The organism is uncultured Gimesia sp., from assembly GCF_937919775.1.
In the GTDB taxonomy this organism is placed as follows: Bacteria; Planctomycetota; Planctomycetia; order Planctomycetales; family Planctomycetaceae; genus Gimesia.
In genome coordinates, this window is the sequence record NZ_CALFPF010000646.1 from 1 (window position 1) to 7,843 (window position 7,843).

The window sequence follows — 7,843 nt, forward strand, 5'->3', positions numbered from 1 at the left end:
GACCCCTGGAGCACGTTCCCGGTAATTGCAGGAAGAATCGGGTTACGAATTGATCTGGCTTTCACCACCGGTTACAGTTTAAGGAACATTTATTAATCCAGTTTCCATTTGCCTAATCGCTTTATAGCCGCTCCGGGAGATCAATCATGCGTCATTCGAAACAGACACAAACGCGTCGGGATTTTTTGAAAACCACCGCCGCTGGAACGACGGCTGCGCTTTTTGGTGCTCCCGCAATTCACGCTGGTACGAAAACCGATTCACGCATTGTGCTGGGTTCAGGCGATCATCAATATGAGGTAACGCACGACTGTGTAAAATTGCCTTCGAAATTCACCTGGCAGACGACGCACAACGTTGCCGTGGATAAAGATGGATTTCTGTATGTGATTCATGAAGGCCGCGCCGATCAAACCGAACATCCTTCGATTTTTGTCTTCGATCCGGACGGGAAATATGTCCGCTCGTTTGGCAAACAGTTTCAGGGGGGTGGTCACGGTCTGGAAGTCCGGCAGGAAGGCAACGAACAGTTCCTCTACGTCACTGCCTATCAGCATCTGAAGACATTCGCCAAGCTCGATCTCAAAGGCGAAACCGTCTGGCAGAAATTTGCGCCGATGGAATCCGAACTGTATGCCGCAGGCGAGGCCACAGACCCGAAAAAAGTCTGGGGCATCGATCGTTTCCTGCCGACCAATTTTGCGTTTCACTCTGATGGCGGATTTTATCTGGCCGATGGTTACGGCGCCTATCAAATCCACCGTTATGATAAAGACGGTAAATGGCTCTTCGCTTTTGGAGGCAAAGGCAAAGAAGATGGCAAGTTCAATCTGCCGCATGGCCTGTGGATCGATGACCGTCCGGGACGGGAACCGTCGGTCGTGGTCGCAGACCGGGCCAACGCGCGATTGCAGTGGTTCACATTGGATGGCAAACACCTGCAGACGATGACCGGATTCATTCTACCTGCGAATCTGGATACATACAAAGACGTTCTGCTGGTCCCCGATCTGGCTTCGCGGATCACGCTGCTGGATGCGGACAATAAGGTCATCGCCCATCTGGGACAGGACCCGGAATGGGAGAAAGCAATGAAAACCGCCAAACCCCGCATGCGGGAAACTCCCGACAAATGGCAGGCGGGACGTTTCGTACATCCGCATGATGCCTGTTTTGATCAGGATGGAAATATCTTTGTCGCCGAATGGGTGGCCACCGGAAGGATCACAAAATTGAAGCGACTCGGTTAGAATAGACCCCGCTGTGAAACATCGTTAAGCATTTATTTCACCAGGAAAGCGCAAATCCATTTTCACTTGCGAGAGAAGTCACAAAATGAATTTATTCTCAATTAGAACGGCACTCATTATGATTTTGTTCGGCCAAGCGGCATTAATGGCAAATCAAGAACCTCAGCCTGCGAAAATCAAATTGAGCCCGGAAACGGAGGCGCGCTGCCTGGAAATATTGCGGGAAGCAATTCGCTGCGATGAATTCTGGCCTTCGATGCATGCTGCGGAAGCACTCACCCTCGCCGGCAAAGGGGCTGAAGTCCGCCAGATCATTGAACCCAAACTGCAAACCGAAAAGGATGACCAAAAGCGGTGTGGCCTCGCACGGGAACTGGTTCGCGCCGGCGACCGTTCCAAGGCGGCGATTATGTTTCAGATTCTGGCAGGTAAAGATCCGCACGGACACGTGCATGCCTGCGAATCGTTATATAAAGTGAATGAGCTGGGTAATGGCGTTCTGATCCGCGAAGCGATGCGGTCGGACAATCCCAAAAAGGCGATGATGGCGGCGGCCCTGCTCTGTCGCTGGGGTAACCGGGAGGCGCTTCAATTCGTCAGAAACTATCTGAACGACCCTGATGTGAGTAACGCCAGTATCGCAGCCTGGATTCTCGCCCGCGTGGGAAATAAGCAGGATATCCCGGCCTTGAAAGAAAATATGAAGCGTGCTGAAGATCCGTTTATCCGGTCTTATTTCGAAGCGGCGCTCGCCATGCACGGTGACCCGGAAGGCCTGCAGGCCGTTTCGCATAATCTCTCCAGCGATAATCCCGCCGTCAAAACGTATGCCGCGATTTTTGCCGGCGAAGCGGGCGCCAGTGACCTGAAAGAGAAACTCAAAAAACAGTTGAGCGATGAAAATCGGGACGCCCGCATCCGGGCCGCACAGGCGCTCATCGTTCTGGCGAAAACGGATCAGTATCCCGAAGACGAAGTCATCGTAAATGATGTCTACGAAGCCTCCAAGGAATATCCCCGTTATAGCGAAGGCTCGATCCTGCCTTTAAATGATGGCTCGCTGCTCTATGCGACAACTCAGTTCATCGGCAGCGGCTCCGATTTTGCCACCGCCCGGATCATCGCCAGAAAATCGACCGACGAAGGCAGAACCTGGAGCAAACCTCACGTACTGCAGGAAAACACAGGCGAGAAAAACGTCATGTCGGCCACCCTGCGTTATCTGGCAGATCCGATGAATGAAAAACGGCCCATCGGCTTGTTCTATCTCAAGAAAAACACACTCTCCGATCTGAAAGCCTATCTGAAGGTTTCGAACGATAACGGGAAAACGTTCGGCGAGCCGATCGAGATCACAGCCCCTCCCGGTTATCACGTGATGAACAATGACCGGATCACGATTCTGTCGTCCGGTCGCTGGCTGGCACCGGTTGCTTCGACTCCCGACGTGCAGAAGTCAAATCATTTTGTGTGTACCTGTTTCATTTCTGATGATCAGGGAAAGAGCTGGCATCAGTCGAAAGGCAGTGTCGATTACGAAAAACGGGGCGCGATGGAACCGGAAGTCTTTGAACTGAAGGGGGGCGACGTCCTGATGATTTTCCGCACGCAGTCCGGCCACATCGGCTCCAGCATTTCCCATGATGGAGGCGAGACCTGGGACAAACCCGGCTCCTGGGGCGTGCGGGCTCCCGAAGCTCCTGCCACACTCCGCCGCATTCCTTCAACCGGCGATCTGATGTTGATCTGGAATGACAACTATGAACCAGACACAGGTCATAGCGGCAAGCGAACGCCCTTAACCGTCGCCATCAGTGATGATGAAGGCAAGACCTGGAAACTCAAAAAGAATCTGGAAACCAGTCCGGAACACACTTATTCCTACATCAGCCTGATCTTTTTTCAGGGGCGTGCTATCATGAGTTATTACGTTGGCGATGAAAACAAAAGGTGGTCATCCCGATTTCGTTCGATTCCGCTCTCCTGGTTCTACCAGCCAGAGTCGGATTGATTGCCCCCAAGGCCAACCCAGTCCCTGACTGTGGGACTGGGAAACGGCCAGAGCAGCAATGTCACTTCCCGATGCAGTAGAGCATTTCCTGACGCTTGCCGTCGATTTCTTCAGAGGCACGCATAAAAATGCGGCTGTCACAAAACGTGGGCGTGGCGAAAACTTCCGTCCCCAGTTTATTTTCCCCCAGCGATTCGAATGCTTTGGGATTCGCTTTGAAAATATAGGTTTCGCCCCCTTCGTTGGTGACGTAAATCCGATCGCCGACCAGCACGGGAGAGGAACTGAAAGTGCCCCCCAGACGTCCTTTCCAGATTTCCTTGCCGGTTTTGACGTCCCAGCAGACTGCGACGCCGTTATCCGTTACGGAATAAATTTTGTCATCCTTGATCAACATCGAAGGCACATACATGCGGTTGCTGTTTTCCCAGACCACTTCACCAGAACCGTCGGCTTTGACGGCGGCCATGTGGTTTTTGGGATAACCGCCGCTGGTCAGAATCAATTCACCGTCGGTCACTGTTGACGTCACACATTCAGTCGTCGCGCCGGCAATCTCCCACAGTTTTTTACCGGTGAGCGGTTCAATGCCCGTCACGAGATCACAGCCCGTCATCAACACCTGATCTTTTCCGGCGACGTTCAAAATGATGGGTGAAGGATAATTGGGCGTTTTCGGTCGATCAATTTTCCAGACGACTGATCCATCGGTCCGCTTCAAGCCGGCGATCGCACCGCCCCCTTTGTTATCCGCTGAGACAATCACCAGATCCTGATAAATTGCCGGTGAAGAACCATATCCCTGGTGAATGATGTAATCGGTAATTTTTGTCTGCCAGAGCTGTTTGCCATCCAATGAAAGTGCCGTCGTATAAGCGGCTCCATTGTTAATGAAATTGATAAACAGTCGTTCGCCATCGCAGGCAACAGTCGACGAAGCGTGCGTTGATTTTTTATTCCCTTTGGTGCTGAAGCCCCCGGTATGGATCACTGTTTTCCAGAGCTGCTTACCCGTCGTCCGATCATAGCAGAGGACAAACTGCGTTTCCGTCTCTGTATCGGCTGAAGCAAGATAGATGCGATTGCCGACCACAGTCGGAGAACCGTAACCGCGTCCGGGGATCGGCGATTTCCAGAGAATGTTCTCGGTCGCACTCCACTTCAGCGGCGGACTCTGATTGGGAGCTGCAATCCCATTCCGCTGCGGGCCGCGCCACCAGGGCCAGTCAGTCGACTTCACATTAATCGCAGCCGCAGAAGACGCCCGCTTTTCTCCCGCACTCAGCATGGCAGGCTGGCAGAGTATCATTAACAGGCAAACGATGAGAAACCGATTCATGGGTGTGGCTTTCTAAAGGGTTGGCGGCTTAGGCGGGAAATAATGACACTTTGTGTAAACTTTATTAACGATCTATTTTATTGTAAGCGGTCTGGAGTCAACCGCAAGCGAAGCCGCAGGCTGAACTTGAGTAAACTGGCTGATACCACTGTAAACGGGAACGTTTCAAAGATGCAGATGTTGTCGTAAGCCCCGAACTAATTACATCAATAACGCTTGATATATCATTTACTGTCTTGGTAGGATCATGGTTAGAAATCGCGATACATTAACCGATGCCAGCACGCCCCTGAAGGAGAATCTTTATGAGTCGCTTGAATCGTCGTGAGTTTTTAGGAGCAGTTCCCGTCGTTTATGCCGGAATGTCTTCCCTCAGTCAGGCAGCGGTTTCTCCTAATGAAAAAGTCAACGTGGCACTCGTCGGTTGTGGCGGTCGCGGGCGTGGCTTAGGCAGCTGGTTCGCAAAACTGCCCGACAGTCAACTCGTCGCGGTCTGCGATCCCGATGAAAGCCGCAGTGGCCAGATGGCAGATCAGATCGAAAAGTCGGGCGTAAAACGTCCGAAACTCGTCGAAGATTTTCGCTCGCTGCTCGATGGAAACGAAATCGACGCGATTGTGATTGCCACACCCGATCACTGGCACACGCCGGCGGCCATCATGGCCTGTCAGGCGGGCAAAGACGTGTATGTCGAAAAACCCTGCTCGCATAATATTCATGAAGGTCGCCAGCTGGTGAATGCAGCCCGCAAATACAAGCGGGTAGTCCAGCATGGCACGAACCTGCGCGCCACTCCCGTCTACCAACAGGCCTGGAAACAGATTCAGGACGGTGCGATCGGTAAAGTCATGATGGTCAAAGCGATCAACAATCAACGCCGTGCGCTCTATCCACCACGTCCGGATGAACCCGTTCCGAGCGGCGTCAATTATGACCTCTGGCTGGGCCCCGCACAAAAACGCCCGTTCAATAAAAACTGCTTTCATACTTCCTGGCACTGGAACTGGGACTTTGGCACCGGCGACATCGGCAATGATGGCGTGCATCAGATTGATATTGGTCGCTGGGGCATGAACCTGAAGGCCCCGAACGCCGTCTCCTGCAGCGGCGCGAAGCTCGGTTCCAAAGGTGATGCACAGGAAACGCCCGACACGATGGTCGTCACCTGGGAATACGATGACCTGCTTTATGTGTATGAACAGCGAGATTTTACTCCGTATCGTCTGCAGGCCCATCGTCATGATAACGACAACATTTTCTATGGTGACAAAGGCTTTATGATGGTCGATCGCACCGGTTATCGCATCTTTTACAAACACGAACGCGCTCCCGCCTTTGAAGAGAAGTGGCAGGACACGCCGACCCATTATCAGAACTTCATCGATTGTGTCAAAAGTCGCAATTCGCAGGATTTGCTGGCGGAAATTGAAGAAGGACACTATTCGGCTTTGCTCAGCCACCTCGGAAATATTTCCTATCGCACCGGGCGGCGGCTGGTGTTTGATCCCAAAACTGAAACCTTCCCTGAAGACAAAGATGCGAACCAGTATCTGACCCGCAACTATCGCGACGGGTACGAACTGCCTCAGGTTTAAATCTTCAGCGCAGAGAACACCGATCACTTCATTCCGTTTTAGAGAAAGCAGTTTCATGGCAGACAAGGCGATTGTGGCTCTTTTCATCAATGAGACATCCGCACATCTCGGCGCGTATTTTCCGGCACTCGCTGCCTGCGAGGAAGTCAGCGAAGTCATCCTCTGCGACGAAGGTCAGAAACATGTCGCAGAGGCCCGCCAGAAACTGGGGACGAAATTGACCCGCGTTTATGACAACCCGGACGAACTGTTCAAAAAAGAAAAACCGGACATGGCTTTGATCACAATGGAAGCCGTCCAGTCGCCAGCCGCCATTGATCGTGCGCTGGAACATGGCTGCCCCGTGTTTGCCGAAAAGCCGTCCTGCATCAGCATTGATCAGTTTGAAGCACTGGTCAAAAAGGCCGACGGAAAACATCTCAATCTCATGCTGGCGCTGGCCAATCGCAATAATCCGGAAGTCAAAGCAGCCCGGCGGATGATCCGCAAAGGAACGTTCGGAAACATCTATGGCATCGAACTGAATTTCATCGCCGATCAAACGCGACTCACCAGCAAAAACTACCACTCCGGCTGGTTCGCACAAAAAAACCGCGCCGGCGGCGGACATCTGATCTGGCTCGGTATTCACTGGCTCGATCTGGGTATGTACATCACCGATTCCAAAATCACCGATGTTGCCGGCTTCGTCACCAATGTCGGCGGACAGCCGCTTGACGTCGAAGATTCCGCAGCCCTCAGCCTGAAGTTCGACAAAGGTTTTCTGGGAACTCTGACCTCCGGCTATTACACGAACCGGGGGAAACAGTCACTGATTAAAATCTGGGGCTCCAAAGGCTGGCTCGAAATGGACTACTCGACCGGTAAATATTTGCAATGGTCGCTGAATGATGACAAACCGGGAACCATTCATAAATTCGAAGAGTCCGTTCAGCCGCGGGGTTACACTCCCTGCGTGCAGGCGGCCGTGCGATCGGTGCTGGAAAAAGAAGCGCCCACCCTCACCAGTCGTGACAGTCTGCAAGTTCTAAGAACCATCTACGCCGCCTACAAAGCAGCCGAAACCGGAGAGACACAACACATACCCGTTGATTGATCGCGACGTTTCCCTGCACGATTACTGTTTGGTGTAGGAATGCCCGAGATCATTCGTTCGAACGTCTTTCAGTTTGTCTGCCATCCGTTTCTTGAATGCAGCAACGGTCGGCTGATGTTCGGGCTGTTCGGCGAGATTCGTAAACTGCTGCGGATCGTTCTGCATGTCGAACAGTTCCACGCCTGCGGAAGCATCTTCCTTGTATTGAATATAGGCCCAGCGATCGTCGCGGAGCAGAAATCCGCGATTCCCGTTACCGCGTGGATCGACACTGAAAGCGGCATCCCGCACGCGCAGACTCGGATCGTCCAGGAGCGGCGCGAGATTTTTGCCTTGAATATTTTCCGGTACTTTCAAGCCACACAGACTGCTGACCGTCGGATATAAATCGAGCAGTTCTGCCAGAGAATGACAGACCGCAGGTTTTTTGCCAGGCACGCTGATGATCAGCGGGACCGCAGCCGACTCTTCATGCAGACTCACCTTGGACCAGAAATCGTGTTCTCCCAGATGATAGCCATGATCGCTGGTGAAGATCACAATCGTTTTGTC

Annotated in this window: 6 protein-coding genes; 4 read left to right on the plus strand and 2 right to left on the minus strand. The window is 52.5% G+C overall.

Going from position 1 to position 7,843, the window contains the following annotated elements; genetic code table 11:
* The first annotated feature begins 146 nt into the window (after positions 1–146).
* Together Q0294_RS18450 and Q0294_RS18455 are read left to right on the plus strand one after the other, a co-directional pair.
* The gene (locus tag Q0294_RS18450) at positions 147–1,250 is read left to right on the plus strand and encodes a twin-arginine translocation signal domain-containing protein (RefSeq protein WP_299468392.1); all 1,104 of its coding nucleotides are present in this window, start codon (positions 147–149) and stop codon (positions 1,248–1,250) included.
* 145 nt (positions 1,251–1,395) lie between these two features.
* Positions 1,396–3,261, plus strand: coding sequence for an exo-alpha-sialidase (locus Q0294_RS18455; RefSeq protein WP_299468394.1), 1,866 nt, complete (start codon positions 1,396–1,398; stop codon positions 3,259–3,261).
* Between the two features lie 61 nt (positions 3,262–3,322).
* Here Q0294_RS18455 and Q0294_RS18460 read toward each other — a convergent pair whose 3' ends face one another.
* Positions 3,323–4,600: a PQQ-binding-like beta-propeller repeat protein gene (locus Q0294_RS18460; protein WP_299468396.1), complete on the minus strand. Its 1,278-nt coding sequence runs from the start codon at positions 4,598–4,600 to the stop codon at positions 3,323–3,325.
* 305 nt (positions 4,601–4,905) lie between these two features.
* On the opposite strand from Q0294_RS18460, the gene Q0294_RS18465 reads away from it, so the two are divergent.
* Entirely contained in the window at positions 4,906–6,195 is a 1,290-nt protein-coding gene (locus Q0294_RS18465; protein WP_299468398.1) for a Gfo/Idh/MocA family oxidoreductase, read from the plus strand.
* Positions 6,196–6,250: 55 nt separating this feature from the next.
* Positions 6,251–7,291 (plus strand): Gfo/Idh/MocA family oxidoreductase, encoded by a 1,041-nt coding sequence (locus Q0294_RS18470; RefSeq protein WP_299468400.1) that lies wholly within the window; start codon positions 6,251–6,253, stop codon positions 7,289–7,291.
* 21 nt (positions 7,292–7,312) lie between these two features.
* Here the strand turns inward: Q0294_RS18470 and Q0294_RS18475 are convergent.
* A partial coding sequence (locus tag Q0294_RS18475; RefSeq protein ID WP_299468402.1) for a sulfatase/phosphatase domain-containing protein occupies positions 7,313–7,843 on the minus strand: 531 nt, incomplete at its 5' end.